This is a genomic window from Mycetocola sp. JXN-3 (assembly GCF_014522285.1).
GTDB lineage: Bacteria > Actinomycetota > Actinomycetes > Actinomycetales > Microbacteriaceae > Mycetocola > Mycetocola saprophilus.
On record NZ_CP041635.1, the window covers coordinates 3,030,956 to 3,046,001 of the forward strand.

Sequence of the window (15,046 nt, forward strand, 5' to 3'; positions counted from 1 at the left end):
TACGTTATCCACCCCCGCAGCGCCTAGCCCGACCGTCCGATCGGTCTGGATTCGGAGAGTCACCCGGCGTTCGCGCTCGGCAAACTAGTTGCTTAAGCGCACTATCCGCGTGATTGGTACACTGGAGGCGACCGCAAGGGAGTTGACATGGGTATTGCAGACAGTGCCGTCGAGGTTCGTGCCAGCGGCTGGCGTGCAGTCGCCGCGCTACACGGGCTGATCGACACCACGATCGAACGGGCCCTGCAGTCCGAACACGGACTCTCGATGGTGGAATACACCGTGCTCGATGCGCTGAACCGTCAGGACGGCTGGCACATGCGCATGCAGCAGCTCGCCCGCGCAACCGCGCTCTCCAGTAGCGCAACCACGCGTCTGGTCACCCGGTTGGAGGAGCGCTCGCTACTGACCCGGATCCTCTGCGCCGATGATCGCCGTGGCATCTACACCGAGCTGACCGCCGCCGGCCACGCGGCCCTCGACCGCGCCCGGCCCACCCATGACCGCGCCCTCGCCGAGGCGCTCGAGGCCGCCCGCGAGCTACCCGAGCTGGTGCCTGTGCTCAGCGCACTGGAGGGTGTCATGCCCAGCGTGAGCGAGCCGGTCGGCTAGTTCGACGCCCGTCCGTCCCGCTACCCAGACGGATCCGCGCATCCGTGCGCAGAAAACCGGCGTAATCCCGGTGACTTTCCAGGGGATTTCTGGATACGATCAGGGGGTGACTACTACACCGCGCCTCTCCACGAAGATTTCCGCCATCGCCGAATCCGCCACGCTCAAGGTTGATGCGAAGGCCAAGGCCCTCCAGGCGCAGGGTCGCCCGGTTATTAGCTACGCGGCGGGTGAACCCGATTTCGCGACCCCGGCCCACATTGTGGAGGCCGCGGCGGCCGCCGTGAAGGATCCCAAGAACCACCGCTACACCCCCGCCGCCGGGCTTCCCGAGCTGCGCGAGGCCATCGTGGCAAAGACGCTGCGCGACTCGGGGATCGAGATCGCCGCCAACCAGGTTGTGGTGACCAACGGTGGCAAGCAGTCGGTCTATGAGGCCTTCCAGGTGCTGCTGAACGACGGCGACGAGGTCATCGTCCCGACCCCGTATTGGACCACCTACCCCGAGGTCATCGCGCTGGCCGGCGGCACCGCGATCGACGTCTTCGCCGACGCCGAGGCCGGATATAAGGTCACCCTCGACCAGCTTGAGGCCGCCCGCACCGAGCGCACCAAGATCCTGCTGTTTGTCTCGCCCTCCAACCCCACCGGGGCCGTCTACTCCCCCGAGGAAGCCCGCGCCATCGGCGAGTGGGCCCTGGAACACGGCATCTGGATCATCAGCGATGAGATTTACCAGAACCTCACCTATGACGGTGCCCGCGCGATCTCGATCCTCGAGGCCGTCCCGGCGCTGGCGAACCAGACCCTGCTGGTCAACGGTGTGGCCAAGACCTATGCGATGACCGGCTGGCGGGTGGGCTGGACCGTGGGTCCGGCCGACGCGATCAAGGCCCTCACCAACCTGCAGTCCCACCTCTCGGGCAACGTCAACAACATTGCCCAGCGGGCGGCGATCGCCGCGCTGAACGGTCCGCAGGACGAGGTCGAGGCCATGCGCGTGGCGTTTGATCGTCGCCGCAAGACCATCGTGGCCGAACTCAACAAGATCGAGGGCGTCTCGGTGCCGACCCCCGAGGGTGCGTTCTACGTTTACGCCGACGTTCGTGGCCTGCTGGGTCAGGAGTGGGCGGGCGTGACCCCGACCACCACCCTGGAACTGGCCGACCTGATGCTCGACGCCGCCGAGGTGGCCGCCGTTCCCGGCGAGGCCTTCGGCCCCTCCGGCTACCTCCGCTTCAGCTACGCCCTCGGCGACGACGCCCTGCTTGAGGGCATCCAGCGCCTGCAGAAGCTCTTCAGCCGCTAGGTTCACCACCACGAATGCCGCTCACTGCAAGGTGGGCGGCATTCGTGTTTATGCGTGCCGTCAGCCCTGTGGATCTAAAAACGAAGCCCCGTTATTCACTGAGAGCTCAGGCGAAAATCTAGTAATCATGCGGTCCCGGCCTCAGGCTTGTAGTCAGCCAAGTCATACGATGAAAGCCGGCAACGTGACACCCTCAGCGAAAAACAAAAGACGCACCCAGATCATCGCATTTGGGTTGGTCATTGCCACCTCAATTGGCGGATTCATTCTCACGGGACTCTTTCTCCCAAGAAGCACGGCCTCGATCACTCAGGTGGGCGTGGTGTCAATATCAATCCTCATCGCTTTCACCATGATGCGGCGTACGGAGGAGAATGACTAGCGAGCATGGGGGCCATGCTTCCACGTGCGCAGCTCGAAATTTTGGGGTAAGGCATGATGTTGTGCCGACCTAACATCTGCTGGAATGAAATCTCGCAACCAAGCATGCGGCAATTTGGTTGGCTAATAATGGTGCCCGGGGAATGCGGGCGAGCGAACGGCTGTTTTTCTCAGCATGACTGAAACCGCCGTGCCCGCCGTGACCGATCTGCCCGAGGGCACCCAGCGTGTGGTGGCCGACGCCGAGGCGCGCGGGATTCCGATTCGGGTGCGCGAGCGCGGCCCGGCGACGAGCCTGGCCGATGCGGCCGCGCAGATCGGGATCGAGCCCGGAGCGCTGGTCAAGACCCTGGTGATCCGTCGCCACGATGGCAGCTTTCTGCTGGCACTGGTGCCCGGCGGACGCAAGATTTCCTGGCCGCTGCTGCGCCAAGCCGTGGGGGTCAACCGTCTCGCGCTCCCCCACGCCGACCTCGCGTTGGAGGCCACCGGCTTTGAGCGCGGCACGATCACCCCGCTCGGCACCACCACCGCGCTGCCGGTGTTTGCCGATGCGAGCATCGCCGACCTGCCCGCGGATTCCTGGATCGGTCTGGGCTCGGGCTCGCACCGGCACGGAATCCTGGTGCCCGCCGCCGCGCTAATTTCCGGGGTGAACGCGACGGTAGCCCCGATCACCGAGGCCGAATAGCGCGCTCCCGGGTGAGCGGACGCCTAACACGAGCATGGCTCTCCGGCTCACGAACACAAACGCAAACACGAACGCCCGGCGGATTGAATCCGCCGGGCGTTCGTGTTTGAGGATGCGGTAAACGACTAGTCCACGTGGGCCGTGACGATGTCCTGCAGCAGGCGCACGCGCACCCGGGACTCGACCTCGGGGGTGTCCTCGGCCGAGTGCTGCACCACGATCGAGAGACCCGAGTCGAGGTGCACGGTGGTGCGGCGCAGCGAGCCGAGGAAGCTCGTGGTCACCACGGCACCGGGCTCGCCCTCGCCGTGTTCAAACGACTCCAGCGCCAGGTTTTCCGGACGCACCCGCACGCGCGCGAGCGCACCCTCGGGCAGCGGATCGGTCAGGTCGATCTCGCGGCCGAGCAGCGCGATCCGGCCCTCGTGGACCAGCGCGGTGAGCAGGGTCGACTGCCCGATGAAGTTGGCCACAAACCCGGTCTCCGGGCGGCGGTACAGTTCCTCGGGGGTGCCGATCTGGTCGATCTTGCCCGAGTTCATGACCGCGATCCGGTCGGCGACCGCGAGGGCCTCCTCCTGGTCGTGGGTCACAAACACCGTGGTGATGCCGAGGTCCAGCTGGATGCGCCGGATCTCGTCCCGCAGCTGGGTGCGTACCTTGGCGTCCAGCGCCGAGAGCGGCTCGTCCAGCAGCAGCACGCGCGGACGCGTGACCAGCGCGCGGGCCAGTGCCACACGCTGCTGCTGACCACCGGAGAGCTGGTGGGCGAAGCGCTCGGCGAAGTCGCCCAGGCCCACCCGGTCCAGCATTTCCTGGGCGCGAGCGGTGCGCTCGGCGGCGGGCACCTTGCGGGTGCGCAGGCCGAACTCCACGTTCTCGATCACGTTGAGGTTGGGGAACAGCGAGTACGACTGGAACACCATCCCCAGGTCGCGACGGTTCACCGGAACCCGGGTCACGTCCTCTCCGTCGATCAGCAGCTCGCCGCTGGTCACGGTTTCCAGGCCCGCAAGCGAGCGCAGGGCGGTGGTCTTGCCACAGCCCGAGGGGCCGAGCAGGGCCACAAACTCGCCCGGCTGGATGTCGAGGTCCAGTCCGTTCAGCGCACGCTGTGCCCCATACTCCTTGGTGACCGCACGGAAGCGCACGCTCACGCCGGAGCGCTGTGTGGTGGGGGTCGGATCAGACATCAAAGACCTTTCGTTTGGGAGTCGCAATACGCCCGATCACCGCGAGCAGCGCGGTCACGAAGGCGAGGGCGAGCAGCGAGAAGATCACCGCGACATACGGGTCACTGCGGGAGATTCCCACGATCGCGACCTGCAGGTTCTGCCGGTTCAACAGGGACGCGATGGTGTACTCGCCAAGCACCACCGCGATGGAGATGAACGCCGCCGCCACGATGCCGCGACGCAGCACCGGGAGCAGAATCCGCAGGAAGATCCGCGGCCAGGAGGCACCGAGCGAACGCGCGGCCTCCACCAGGGTCGGGACATCCACCGCGCGAATGCTGGCATCCAGCGCACGCGCGGCAAACGGCAGCACCAGCACACCGTAGATCAGGCCGAGCACCAGGGTGCCCGAACCGAGGATTCGGATGCTCGCACCGAACACCGGGGCCAGACCCACCACCAGGGCGATCGCGGGGATGGCGATCGGAATCACGGTGATGAACTCCAGCACCCGCACCAGCTTGGGGAAGCGCAGGCGCACCAGCAGGGTTGTGGGCAGCAGCACCAGGATCACGATGGCAATCGCGATCAGGGCCAGGGTCAGCGACTCCACCAGGCCCCCAAACAGCGGGCGATAGCGGAACTCGTTGGCCGGATCAAACAGTCCGGTCCAGTGCTCGAGTCCGTGACCGGTGGTGGTGCGCAGGCTGAACTCCACCATCGCGATCAGCGGGAGTGCAAACAACAGTCCGAAGACCACCAGCACGATGACCGCGAAGGGACGACGCGGGGCCAGCGAGTGCGAGGCACGCACCTTGCGGGCCGAACCCAGGGTTTTCACGGCGCTCACTTTTGCCACCTCGCGGTTCGGGCCTGCAGGGCCGAGTAGCCGAGCATCAGCACAATCATGATCACGATCATGCCCAGCGCCAGCGCGCCGGCCAGATTCTCCCGGCCGAGGACGGTTTCGGAGATCAGCGCGGTACGAATCTGCAGCGGCACAATCTGGGAGCCCTGACTGATCAGGGCGGCCGCGGTTGCATACGCCGAGAAGGAGTTGGCAAACAGCAGCAGGAATCCACCGGCGAACGCGGGGGCCAGCACGGGGATGCCGACGCGACGCCAGAAGGTCCAGGAGGTTCCGCCCAGGGTCGCGTTGGCCTCGGTCCACGCGGGCTTGAGACCCGAGAGTGCGGGCATGAAGGTCAGCACCATCAGCGGAATCTGGAAGTACAGGTAGGGAAGGATGAGGCCGGGCATCTGGTAGAGCCAGATTTCGCCCGGGTAGAGGGCAAAACCGAAGACATCCTTGAGCAGGACGGTCAGCAGACCCTGCACACCGATCGTGGCGATGAACGCGAACGCGAGCATCACACCACCGAACTGTGCCAGCACGCTGGAGATGGCCTCGACCGAGGCGCGCAGGCGCGAGGTCGGCGAGAACGAGAGCAGCGCGTAGCAGATCACGGCACCGATCAGGGCGCCGAGTGCCGCGGTGAGCAGCGAGATCCAGAGCGAGTTCCCGAAGGTGCTCAAAACCGTCGGGTCGACAAGGGCCGCGACGTTGTCCCAGGTAAACGCGCCGGAACGGTTAAAGAAACCGGTGGTGAGCGCGAGAACCGTGGGGATCAGCAGAAAAATCAGTACGTAGAGCGCAAACGGAACCAGGCCGAGGCCCGGAATCAGCCGCTGCGCCGAGCCCAGACCGCCGGCTCCCCCGCTGTTGCGAGGAAGCCGGCGGGTCCGGGCAGAGCCGGATGGGGTCATTTACTGAACCGCAGCCGCCCACTTTTCACCGAGGAGCTTAGCGGCCTTTTCGGTCTGCTCCGGGGTGGCCTGGATCAGCGAGGTCGGCTCGACGCCCACGGCGTCGAGGGCCTTCTTGTCCACGGTGCCGGCCTTGTCCATCGCGGCGAGGCGAACGGGCAGTGCGCCGGCCTGGAGGTAGAGGTTCTGGACCTCGTCGGAGTAGATCCACTCCTGCCACAGGCGAGCAGCCGCCGGGTGCGGTGCGTCTACGTTGATGGCCTGGTTGTAGTAGGAACCGAGGGCGTCGCCATCCAGAACCACCGTCTTCCAACCGGGAACCTTGGACTCCTGAGCCATGTTGTTGTAGTTCCAGTCGAAGACAACCGGGGTCTCACCCGAGGCGATGGTCGCCGGGGTGGGGTCCAGGGGCAGGAAGTTTCCGGCCTTCTTCAGGTCCGAGAAGAACTCGATGCCCTTGCTGTAGTCATCCAGGGTTCCACCGTTCTGCACGGTGGCCATGCCCACGGCGGCGAATGCGGCACCGGCCTGGGTCGGGTCACCGTTGATGGCAACCTTACCGGCGAAGTCCTTACCCAGCAGGTCGCTGAGCTTGGTGGGGGCGGGAACCTTGTTGGAGTCATAACCGATCGACATCACACCGGTGTAGTCGTTGTACCACAGGCCCGACTTCTCCTTGTTGGCGTCGGGGATGTCGGCCCAGTTCTCCACCTGGTACTTGGCGAACTGGTCGGTGTTCGCCAGGGTCACGGCGGTGCCCAGGTCGAAGACGTCGGGGGCGGTGTTCTGGCCCTTGAGGTCCTTGGCGGCCTTGATCTCCTCGGCGCTGGCGGCATCCGGCGAAGCGGAGTTCACGGTGATGCCGTACTTCTTCTCGAAGCCAGAGATGATCTTGCCGTAGTTCGACCAGTCCTCGGGCAGTGCGATCACGTTCAGCTGACCCTCGGCCTTGGCGGCCTCGACGAGCTTGTCGATGCCTCCCAGGTCCTTGGCGCTGGTGGCGGTGGCGGCCTTAGCGCCTCCGTCGGCGGGGGCGGCGTCGGCGGAGCATCCGCTGAGTCCGAGGGTCACGATCGCGGCAGCCGCGAGCGCGACAACCCATCCGCGCTGAGCCTTCATGTCTGTTTCCTCCAGTAGCGGACGAAGTGGAGGCCCTCATCGGTCGGGTCCTGACTACCTCATCGTCCTGCTGCGCTCACGCTAACAGGATGGAAATACGGGACCGGGACAGAAGGTAACGCGGAGGTGAATGCTCCCCTAATAGCAAAAACCGCTTCCGGAGCCGCTCCGAGGAAATAACATCTGACCAGAGGTTAAACGCATAACGTACGTGACCGAATCGTGATAAATCCGGTCCGATTTGCGGTACTAAATTTCGACGCCGACCAGCACCGGCTCGGGAACCAGCTGCACCCCGAACTCCGCCGAGACGCGAGCCTGCACAAAACGGGCCAGGGCGGCGACCTCATCGCCGGTGGCCCCGCCGGTGTTGGTGAGGGCCAGGGTGTGCTTGCTGGAGATCGCGGCGCGCGATCCGGGCAGGCGGAATCCCTTGGAGATCCCCGCATGCTCGATCAGCCAGGCGGCGCTGAGCTTAACCAGCTCGGGGGCCGCGGTGGGGGCATAGCCGGGGAGTTCGCCGGTGTAGTGATCCAGCGGAATGACCGTGGGCTCCACGGTGACCGGGGTGACCGGCCAGCGCGGGGCGTCCTCGGGCAGCGAGCGCGCGGCGGCCAGCGGCACGATCGGGTTGGTGAAGAAGGAACCGGCGCTGAAGGTGTCGCGGTCCGACAGATCCCGGACCATGCCCTTGCTGGCCCGCAAGGCGAGCACGCTGGCGCGCACGTCGGCCACCGGCAGCTGGGCACCAAGCTCGACCCCCAGCGCACCGGCGAGCTGACCGTAGGCGATCGGGGCGCTATTACCCGCGGCATCGGTCAGCACAAATTCGACGGTCAGGACCACCGCGTCACGCTCGGCGGGCTCGCCACGGTGACGCTTGAGCACCGAGGTGCGATAGCCGAGCTCGAGCTCGTCGGCGGACACCCAGACCGGATCCTCACCATAACGGTCCAGCAGCTCGACCGCGCTGAGCACCGCCGACACCTCCTGGCCATAGGCACCGATGTTCTGGATGGGGGCGGCCCCGACCGAGCCGGGAATCCCGCTCAGTGCCTCGAGGCCGCTCCATCCGTTGGACACCGTATGGGCGACCAGGTCGTCCCACACCACACCCGCGCTCACACGCAGCACAATACGACCGGGCTCGGCGGGGACCACCTCGAGTCCGGGATGCGCGATGCGCACCACCGGACCGTCATAGCCCTCGTCTCCGGCAACCAGGTTGGAGCCGCCACCGATAATCAGTGGTTCCTCCCCCTCGGACCACAGTTCGCGGAGGGTCTCCACCAGGTGGTCGTGGGTCTGCGGTTCGTACAGTGCGGCAATCGGCCCACCCACCTGGAAGGTGGTGAGCTCGGCGAGGGTGTGAACGCCCACGCTAGAGCGACTCGGCCAGACGCACCCGCACCTGGGCCTTGCCCAGGACGGTCTGCTCGGCGAAGGTCACGGTGAGGTCGACCCGGACGGTCTGCGCCTCGGCGTCGATCTGACCGATCTTGGCGGCGATCGAGACGGTCGCACCATCCTTCGGGTCTACAACCACGGGACGGGTGAAACGAACCTGGTAGTCCTCCACGCGTCCGGGATCGCCGGCCCAGTCGACCACGGGCTGCACGGCGAGACCCATGGTCAGCATGCCGTGGGCGAGAACGCCGGGCAGGCCGACGCTTTCGGCAACGTCGTCCCGGTAGTGGATCGGGTTGAAGTCACCCGAGGCACCGGCGTAACGCACCAGGCTGTCGCGGGAGAGTTTGATGGTCCGCTCGGCGACGATGTCGCCCACGGTCAGCTCGGAAATCTGGGGGATGCTCACTCGTCACCTCGTACAACCAGGGTGGAGATCGCGGTGACCACGTGGTCGCCGGATGCATCCACGATGCGGGATTCGGCGGTCACCATGGAGTGCGCGCCGAGGGTCTTGACCGAGGTTACGGTCAGGGTTGCGGTCAGCAGGTCGCCGGCCACGATGGGCCGGGTGAAGCTGAAGCGCTGGTCGCCGTGGACCACGCGGGAAAAATCGATTCCGGTGTCCGGCAGCGCGAGCAGTTCCGCAAGGGCGTGCTCCTGCACCACCACGGCGAAGGTCGGCGGGGCGACCACGTCGGCATAGCCCGCGGCAATCGCGGCCTCCGGATCGTGGTTCAGCGGGCTCTGGGCAAAGACGGCACGGGAAAACTCGCGCACCTTCTCGCGACCCACAAGATAACTTGCGCTCGGCGGCAGGGTGCGGCCCTGCAGTTCAGGATTTACACTCACCCTCCCAGGATAGCGGGCGCGAGAGTCCCGGGCCGGAATCTGTCCGGAGGGTCCGCGGTCGCCTAGGCGGCGACCGAAGCCGGGTGCAGGTCCTTCTGCAGCACCTTCATGCTCATGTCGAGGAGCTTGCCACTCTCGCTGAGGATGACCTCGGCGGGCAGCTCGCGAATCTCGCCGGTGGGAACATAGCCGCGGCGGCCGTAGAACTCGACCAACTCGGGGCGGGGGCCCAGCACGGTCATCTCGATCGCGTCCACACCAAACACGGTGGCCGCATGCTCCTCGACCCGGGCGAGCACGGCCTTGCCGACGCCGCCACCCTGATAGTCGGGGTTCACCGCGAACAGGCCGAAGTAGGCACGGTCCAGGGCGATCTTTCGGATCAGGCCGCAACCCACCAGCGTGCCATCCTCAGCGTGGGCCAGAATCATGTCGGTGTCGGGGATGCTCAGCTCGGCCAGCATCTCGACCTCATCGATCCGGTCGTGCTCAAACATGTTGCCCTCGCTGGTCCAGCCGGACTCATTCCCGCGGTACGCGCGGACGATCAGGGGAACGATGGTGGGGATATCGGATTCGGTGGCAAGGCGCAGAGCTAGGGTATTCACTAAAAAATTGTAAACCCGATCTGATGATTTTTTTATATCCGGTGTGGTTCACTGGCGGTGCCGCCCGATTCGCGTGCGTGCAGAACCCCGGGAGTGAACATGCGGGTACTCATCGTTGATGACGAACAGATTTTTGCCGACACCCTGCGCATCGCGCTGACCCGGGAATCGATGGCCGTGGATGTCTGCCACGACGGCCTGGATGCGCTGGAACTCCTGTCCCTCAACGACTACGACGTGTGTGTGCTGGACCGCGATCTTCCGGGGATGCACGGCGACGAGGTGTGCCGCCGGATCGTGGACTCCCCCGACCCGGTACCCGTCCTCATGCTCACCGCGGCCCGACGCCTCGGGGAAAAGGTCGCCGGATTCGAGTTGGGGGCTGACGATTACCTGACAAAGCCCTTCGACCTTGCCGAGCTGGTGGTCCGCATCCGCGCGTTGGCCCGGCGTCCGAGGCGAGCGCTGCCCCCGGTGCTTTCGGGATTCGGAATCGAGCTGGACTCCTTCCGTCATGAGGTCACCCGGGACGGCACCCCGATCCGGCTCTCCCGGAAGGAGTTTGCGGTGCTGGAGATCATCCTCGCCGCCGATGGGTCGCCGGTCAGCGCCGAGACCCTGCTGGAGAAGGCCTGGGACGAGAACGCCAACCCGTTTACCAACTCCACCCGGATGACCGTCTCGGCCCTGCGCAAGAAGCTCGGTGAGCCCTGGGTCATTCAGACGGTTTCCGGGGTGGGATACCGGCTGGGCCTGCGCGATGCCTAGGGAAACGGACACGACCCCCGAGGTGCGTCCGGCCCGTTTCACCGCGCGCACCCGGCTCACCCTGGTTACCTCGGGGCTGATCCTGGCCATGGGCACCGCGATGGTGGTGCTGATCTCGATCATGATCCGCTACCTCCCCTCCTATAACTTCCGCACCGCAGCCCTGGCCGATGGGACCGCCGGTTCGATTGGTGCGAGCCTGGTCCCGGTGCCCGGGGCGACCCTGGACCCCTCGACAACCACCACGGCGCCCGCGCCGGCCGGGGTGGCCGTGGCGATCGGGGAGGTGTCGAGTCCCGAAGACCTGTTCCGCGCCGCCCTGGTGATCGGCATCACCGCGCTGGTGCTGCTCGGGGCGCTGGGGATCTTCCTGAGCTATGTGATGGCCGGGCGGATCCTGCGCCCGCTGCGCGACCTCGACCGCGCCGCCTCCCGTGCCGCCGCGGGAGAGCTCAGCCATCGCCTCGCCCCCACCGGCGCCCGCGACGAATTCACCGGTCTGGCCACCACCTTTGACACCATGCTGGAGCGGCTGGAACAGACCTTCGCCGCCCATGAACGCTTCGCCGCCAACGCCTCCCATGAGCTGCGCACCCCGCTCGGCACCACCGCGCTGCTGCTGGATGTGGCCCGGGACGGAAACGTGGATCCCGAAACCGCCGCGCTGCTCGATAAGCTCGCGGTCACCAACACCCGTAACCTGACCATCGTGGATGCGCTGTTGGATCTCGCCACGATCGGGGCGAATCCGCCCGGTCACGAGGAGACCAACCTCGCCGACATCACCACCCAGGTCCTGGCCGAGCAGGCGGAGGCCGCCGCGAACCGGGGCATCGACATGCGCCCCGACCTGGGCTCGGCACCGCTGCGCGGAGATAAGGTCCTGCTCAGTAGGCTCACCGACAATCTGGTGCGCAACGCGATTCGGCACGGGGACGCCGGCGGATGGCTGAGCGTCGGCACCACATTGCTGCCCGATGGGTCGGCGCTGCTGCGGGTGGAAAACTCCGGCGAGGAGCTGGCCCCCGAGCAGATCACCCGGCTCACCGAGCCGTTCTTCCGGGTGCGGACCCGGCTCGCCGAGCCGGTGGCTTCTATGGGTTCGGGATCCGGAAACCAGCGGCCGGCGGATACCCACGGTCTGGGGTTGGCCCTGGTGGACGCAATCGTCACCGCCCATCGCGGCTCGCTGGTGTTGGAGCCCGGGCGCGAGGGTGGGTTACGGGTGACCGTGACCATCCCTTCCTCGGGTGGCGTTTTCACCGAAGAGGCCCGGGCGAGCATCTCTAGATAGGGCCGAATCGGGCCGCCCACCCAACGGCTACCAGTCATCCCTCGCATACACAACGGAACGTGCCGCCGGCCTCGTTGCTGCAAGTCACCCCGAGCAGACACAACGACACCGGCCGCCGACCTTGTTGCTGCAAGTCACCCCGAGCGGACACAACGACACCGACCGCCGACCTCGTTGCTGCAAGTCACCCCGAGCAGACACAACGACACCGGCCGCCGAGTGGTGTCACACCCGACGGCCCGTGCCGTTGTCCCGAACCGCCGCCGCGGGCTATGCCTTCGGCGCCGGAGCGGTGGTGTGCGGACCCGCGGGAATGGTCGCGGGATCGATCGGGCCCACCACGGTCGCGTGACCGATCTTCACATCGGTGGGCAGCTTCACGCCCGGAACCGGGACCAGGGTGGAGGAACCGGTGACGTTATGTCCAGCGTCCTTGAGGAGCTTCTGTGCATCCACCGGACCAACCTCGATGGCGGTACCCTTCGGTGCGTCGGTGGGGAGCTTGACGCCGGGCACCTCCTTGAGCTGGACCGCGTGAGCGCCCGCGTCATCCTTGCTGCCGGAATCGGCCGCGTTGGCCGCCCCGGCGGCGGCAATCCCGAGCACACCCACGCCGAGTGCCAGGGCGGAACCGGTCAGGATCTTCTGAGTCTTGCTAAACATGATTTCCCTCGTTTTTCTGCCACCGGGTGGTGGCTACGAGTTCATCTCATCAAAGTCGCTGTCGTCAGGACGTAAGCGTTTTGTGCAATATCCAGCTTCGCGCGAAACCTAGCTCAGCTCGGCGGCGCGCACCCGCAGTTTGGTCTTCCAGGGGTCCTCGAAGAGCAGGGTCTGGCCGTCGAAGCCGAACTGGATCCCGGCGAAGGTGAGGCGGGAGGCCAGCGCATCGATATCCACCCGGGCGGGCACGGTGATGTCCACGATCCCCAGCCCGAAGGTCGCGGCGCGGGGACCGGCCCCGTTGCTGCGCCAGGTGTTCATTCCGATGTGGTGGTGGTATCCGCCAGCCGAGATGAACAGGGCCTGCGGCAGCTCGGTCTTGATCTCGAATCCGAGGGTGTCCACATAGAAGGATCGAGCCTGTTCGAGGTTGCCGACCTGCAGGTGAATGTGGCCGAGGGTCATGCCCTCGCGCGGCGGCGCGGCGATCACGTCCTCGGTGAGGTGGGTGCGCAGGAACGCGTTGGGATCCAGCGGCAGCGTGGCCCCGCGGATGCGTCCGCCGGCCTCGTAGGTCCACTGGTCGCGCGGACGGTCGCGGTAGAGTTCGAGCCCGTTGCCCTCGGGGTCGTCAAAGTAGAACGCCTCGCTGTAGAGGTGATCGGCGCTCCCCGAGAAGGAGCGCGGCTCGCGGCTGGCGACCGTAGCCACGGCGAGCGCCAGCGAGCTCTGGTCGGGGAAGAGCAGGGCCGAGTGGTAGAGGCCCGCATCCCCCGGACGCAGCGGCGGCAGGTCGGTTTCGCGACGCAGCTTGAGCGCCGAGATGCCGTCACGCCCCAGGATCACGGTGTCGCCCTCGGCCTGCTGCACATCGAGGGTCACGGCCTCGTGATAGAAGCGCGTCATCAGGTCCAGGTCGCGCACCAAAAGCTCGACCTCACCCATCTGCGTTCCGGCCGCCAGAATGTTCTCGGTACTCATCACACGCTCCCTCGATTAGTTAAAGCTACAACTAAAAGATACCCCCGAATAGTTGAAGCGTCAAGTAACTAGCGGGAGCGACGCTCGCGCACAATCTGCAGGATCATCCGCGCCGCGATCACCGCGATAAACGCGGCAAACAGGATGTTCGCCACCTCCGGGCTCAGCAGCTTGGCGACGGTGGATCCCAGCGCCGTGGTCACACACGCCGAGACCCCGACGATGGCCGCGGCCGGCAGATCCACGTTGCGGCGGATCACGTTACCCACGGTGCCCGAGATCGCGGTCGGAATCATCATCAGCAGAGAGGTTCCCTTGGCCAGCAGGTCGCTCGCCCCGAAGAGCATCACCAGCATCGGCACGATGATGATCCCGCCGCCGATGCCCAGCAGCCCCGAGAGGATGCCGGTAGCCAGGCCCAGCCCCACCAGGCCGACAATCGATCCCGGGTATAATTCGATCTCGGCTCCGCGCACCGGAACCACCAGGAACAGCTGCACGATCACCACCACCAGGAAGGCGATGAAGGCCCACTGCAGCGCCCGCTTGGGGATCCGTTCCAGCAGGAACGCGCCGATCTGCGCGCCCACCACCGAGCCCGCGGCCAGGATCAGCCCGGCGACCCAGTGCACCTCCCCCGACCCGGCATAGCTGAAGACCCCCACCAGCGAGGTGGGCACGATCGCCGCGAGCGAGGTTCCGGCGGCCTTTCGATTATCGAACCCGGCCAGGAAGATCAGCGCGGGCACCATCAGGATGCCGCCGCCCACCCCAAACAGGCCCGAGAGGAATCCGGCCGCGAGGCCGATGACGATCAGCCAGGTGATGCGGCGAGAGGCGGTCGCGCTCACGCCGAGAGCGCCGAGTCGACCGAGCCCGCGGGCGTTGCCACCACGCGCCAGGTCTCCCCGACCCGCTCGAAGGACACCGGTTCCAGGTTTGCCACGGGCTCGCGTCCGGCCCCCGACACCGCCTCGGTCAGCAGGCGGATCAGCGCGCCGTGGCTGACCGCCAGCACCCGCTCCCCCGGGTGGGCGGCGGCGATCTCGTCCAGGCCCACCAGCGCACGCGCGACCAGGGCCTGCTCGGATTCCTGCCCCGGGTAGTTCCGATCCGGCCACAGCTCCATAACCTCGGGACCGGTCTTGCCCTCGGCCTCGCCGAACGAGCGCTCGGTGATCGCGGGATACGCGCCCACAACCTCCAGGTCGAGCTGGGCCGCCAGCAGCGCCGCGGTCTCGCGGGCACGCCCCAGCGGCGAGGAGGTCACCACGTCAAAGGCACGCGGCAGGGTGGCGCCGGCCGTGCGCGCCTGCTCCCGCCCGGTCTCGTTCAGGGGCACATCGGTGGCACCCTGCAGCCTGCGCTGGTGGTTCCAGTCGGTTTGACCGTGGCGAATGAGGGTGATCTGCATGGATG

17 protein-coding genes are annotated in these 15,046 nt (G+C 66.4%); 5 read left to right on the top strand and 12 right to left on the bottom strand.

Annotation, left to right across the window (positions count from 1 at the left end; genetic code table 11):
• Positions 1-147 precede the first annotated feature (147 nt).
• From C7C57_RS13665 to C7C57_RS13675, 3 genes are all read left to right on the top strand, one after another.
• Positions 148-612 carry a MarR family winged helix-turn-helix transcriptional regulator gene (locus C7C57_RS13665; RefSeq protein WP_030149296.1) on the top strand — a complete coding sequence of 155 codons (465 nt, stop codon included), beginning with the start codon at positions 148-150 and terminating at the stop codon, positions 610-612.
• Positions 613-718: 106 nt separating this feature from the next.
• Positions 719-1,921 carry a pyridoxal phosphate-dependent aminotransferase gene (locus C7C57_RS13670; RefSeq protein ID WP_187976842.1) on the top strand — a complete coding sequence of 401 codons (1,203 nt, stop codon included), beginning with the start codon at positions 719-721 and terminating at the stop codon, positions 1,919-1,921.
• Positions 1,922-2,477: 556 nt separating this feature from the next.
• Positions 2,478-2,993, top strand: coding sequence for an aminoacyl-tRNA deacylase (locus C7C57_RS13675; RefSeq protein ID WP_187976843.1), 516 nt, complete (start codon positions 2,478-2,480; stop codon positions 2,991-2,993).
• Positions 2,994-3,118: 125 nt separating this feature from the next.
• Here the strand turns inward: C7C57_RS13675 and C7C57_RS13680 are convergent, their stop codons facing one another.
• From C7C57_RS13680 to C7C57_RS13715, 8 genes are all read right to left on the bottom strand, one after another.
• Positions 3,119-4,186, bottom strand: coding sequence for an ABC transporter ATP-binding protein (locus C7C57_RS13680; RefSeq protein ID WP_187976844.1), 1,068 nt, complete (start codon positions 4,184-4,186; stop codon positions 3,119-3,121).
• The gene (locus C7C57_RS13685; RefSeq protein ID WP_245601314.1) at positions 4,179-5,018 is read right to left on the bottom strand and encodes an ABC transporter permease subunit; all 840 of its coding nucleotides are present in this window, start codon (positions 5,016-5,018) and stop codon (positions 4,179-4,181) included. The genes C7C57_RS13680 and C7C57_RS13685 overlap by 8 nt, the downstream gene beginning before the upstream one ends.
• On the bottom strand, positions 5,015-5,935 hold the full coding sequence (locus C7C57_RS13690) for an ABC transporter permease subunit (RefSeq protein ID WP_156027603.1): 921 nt from the start codon (positions 5,933-5,935) through the stop codon (positions 5,015-5,017). The genes C7C57_RS13685 and C7C57_RS13690 overlap by 4 nt, the downstream gene beginning before the upstream one ends.
• Entirely contained in the window at positions 5,936-7,054 is a 1,119-nt protein-coding gene (locus C7C57_RS13695) for an ABC transporter substrate-binding protein (RefSeq protein ID WP_030149286.1), read from the bottom strand.
• Positions 7,055-7,303: 249 nt separating this feature from the next.
• The gene (locus tag C7C57_RS13700; protein WP_187976845.1) at positions 7,304-8,434 is read right to left on the bottom strand and encodes a UDP-N-acetylmuramate dehydrogenase; all 1,131 of its coding nucleotides are present in this window, start codon (positions 8,432-8,434) and stop codon (positions 7,304-7,306) included.
• Between the two features lies 1 nt (position 8,435).
• The gene (locus C7C57_RS13705; RefSeq protein WP_255505841.1) at positions 8,436-8,864 is read right to left on the bottom strand and encodes a MaoC family dehydratase; all 429 of its coding nucleotides are present in this window, start codon (positions 8,862-8,864) and stop codon (positions 8,436-8,438) included.
• Positions 8,865-8,866: 2 nt separating this feature from the next.
• Entirely contained in the window at positions 8,867-9,313 is a 447-nt protein-coding gene (locus tag C7C57_RS13710; RefSeq protein ID WP_121689370.1) for a MaoC family dehydratase N-terminal domain-containing protein, read from the bottom strand.
• A 62-nt stretch (positions 9,314-9,375) separates the two neighbouring features.
• Positions 9,376-9,921: a GNAT family N-acetyltransferase gene (locus C7C57_RS13715; RefSeq protein ID WP_187976846.1), complete on the bottom strand. Its 546-nt coding sequence runs from the start codon at positions 9,919-9,921 to the stop codon at positions 9,376-9,378.
• 99 nt (positions 9,922-10,020) lie between these two features.
• On the opposite strand from C7C57_RS13715, the gene C7C57_RS13720 reads away from it, so the two are divergent.
• Complete coding sequence (locus C7C57_RS13720) at positions 10,021-10,689, top strand: response regulator transcription factor (RefSeq protein ID WP_187976847.1); 669 nt, start codon at positions 10,021-10,023, stop codon at positions 10,687-10,689.
• A complete protein-coding gene (locus tag C7C57_RS13725) occupies positions 10,682-11,983 on the top strand; it encodes a HAMP domain-containing sensor histidine kinase (protein WP_187976848.1) in 1,302 nt (433 codons plus the stop codon). The genes C7C57_RS13720 and C7C57_RS13725 overlap by 8 nt, the downstream gene beginning before the upstream one ends.
• A 270-nt stretch (positions 11,984-12,253) precedes the next feature.
• On the opposite strand, the gene C7C57_RS13730 is transcribed toward C7C57_RS13725, so the two are convergent.
• The 4 genes from C7C57_RS13730 to C7C57_RS13745 all read right to left on the bottom strand — a co-directional run bounded on the left by C7C57_RS13730 (position 12,254) and on the right by C7C57_RS13745 (position 15,041).
• On the bottom strand, positions 12,254-12,646 hold the full coding sequence (locus C7C57_RS13730) for a hypothetical protein (protein WP_187976849.1): 393 nt from the start codon (positions 12,644-12,646) through the stop codon (positions 12,254-12,256).
• Positions 12,647-12,754: 108 nt separating this feature from the next.
• On the bottom strand, positions 12,755-13,627 hold the full coding sequence (locus C7C57_RS13735) for a VOC family protein (RefSeq protein ID WP_187976850.1): 873 nt from the start codon (positions 13,625-13,627) through the stop codon (positions 12,755-12,757).
• Between the two features lie 68 nt (positions 13,628-13,695).
• The gene (locus tag C7C57_RS13740; RefSeq protein WP_255505697.1) at positions 13,696-14,478 is read right to left on the bottom strand and encodes a sulfite exporter TauE/SafE family protein; all 783 of its coding nucleotides are present in this window, start codon (positions 14,476-14,478) and stop codon (positions 13,696-13,698) included.
• On the bottom strand, positions 14,475-15,041 hold the full coding sequence (locus C7C57_RS13745) for a histidine phosphatase family protein (protein WP_187976851.1): 567 nt from the start codon (positions 15,039-15,041) through the stop codon (positions 14,475-14,477). The genes C7C57_RS13740 and C7C57_RS13745 overlap by 4 nt, the downstream gene beginning before the upstream one ends.
• Positions 15,042-15,046 lie beyond the last annotated feature (5 nt).

Coding starts and splice junctions, on each gene's coding strand:
- C7C57_RS13695 (WP_030149286.1), bottom strand. CDS start 7,054: ATGAAGGCTCAGCGCGGATGGGTTGTCGCGCTCGCGGCTGCCGCGATC.
- C7C57_RS13690 (WP_156027603.1), bottom strand. CDS start 5,935: ATGACCCCATCCGGCTCTGCCCGGACCCGCCGGCTTCCTCGCAACAGC.
- C7C57_RS13680 (WP_187976844.1), bottom strand. CDS start 4,186: ATGTCTGATCCGACCCCCACCACACAGCGCTCCGGCGTGAGCGTGCGC.
- C7C57_RS13745 (WP_187976851.1), bottom strand. CDS start 15,041: ATGCAGATCACCCTCATTCGCCACGGTCAAACCGACTGGAACCACCAG.
- C7C57_RS13730 (WP_187976849.1), bottom strand. CDS start 12,646: ATGTTTAGCAAGACTCAGAAGATCCTGACCGGTTCCGCCCTGGCACTC.
- C7C57_RS13665 (WP_030149296.1), top strand. CDS start 148: ATGGGTATTGCAGACAGTGCCGTCGAGGTTCGTGCCAGCGGCTGGCGT.
- C7C57_RS13725 (WP_187976848.1), top strand. CDS start 10,682: ATGCCTAGGGAAACGGACACGACCCCCGAGGTGCGTCCGGCCCGTTTC.
- C7C57_RS13675 (WP_187976843.1), top strand. CDS start 2,478: ATGACTGAAACCGCCGTGCCCGCCGTGACCGATCTGCCCGAGGGCACC.
- C7C57_RS13735 (WP_187976850.1), bottom strand. CDS start 13,627: ATGAGTACCGAGAACATTCTGGCGGCCGGAACGCAGATGGGTGAGGTC.
- C7C57_RS13720 (WP_187976847.1), top strand. CDS start 10,021: ATGCGGGTACTCATCGTTGATGACGAACAGATTTTTGCCGACACCCTG.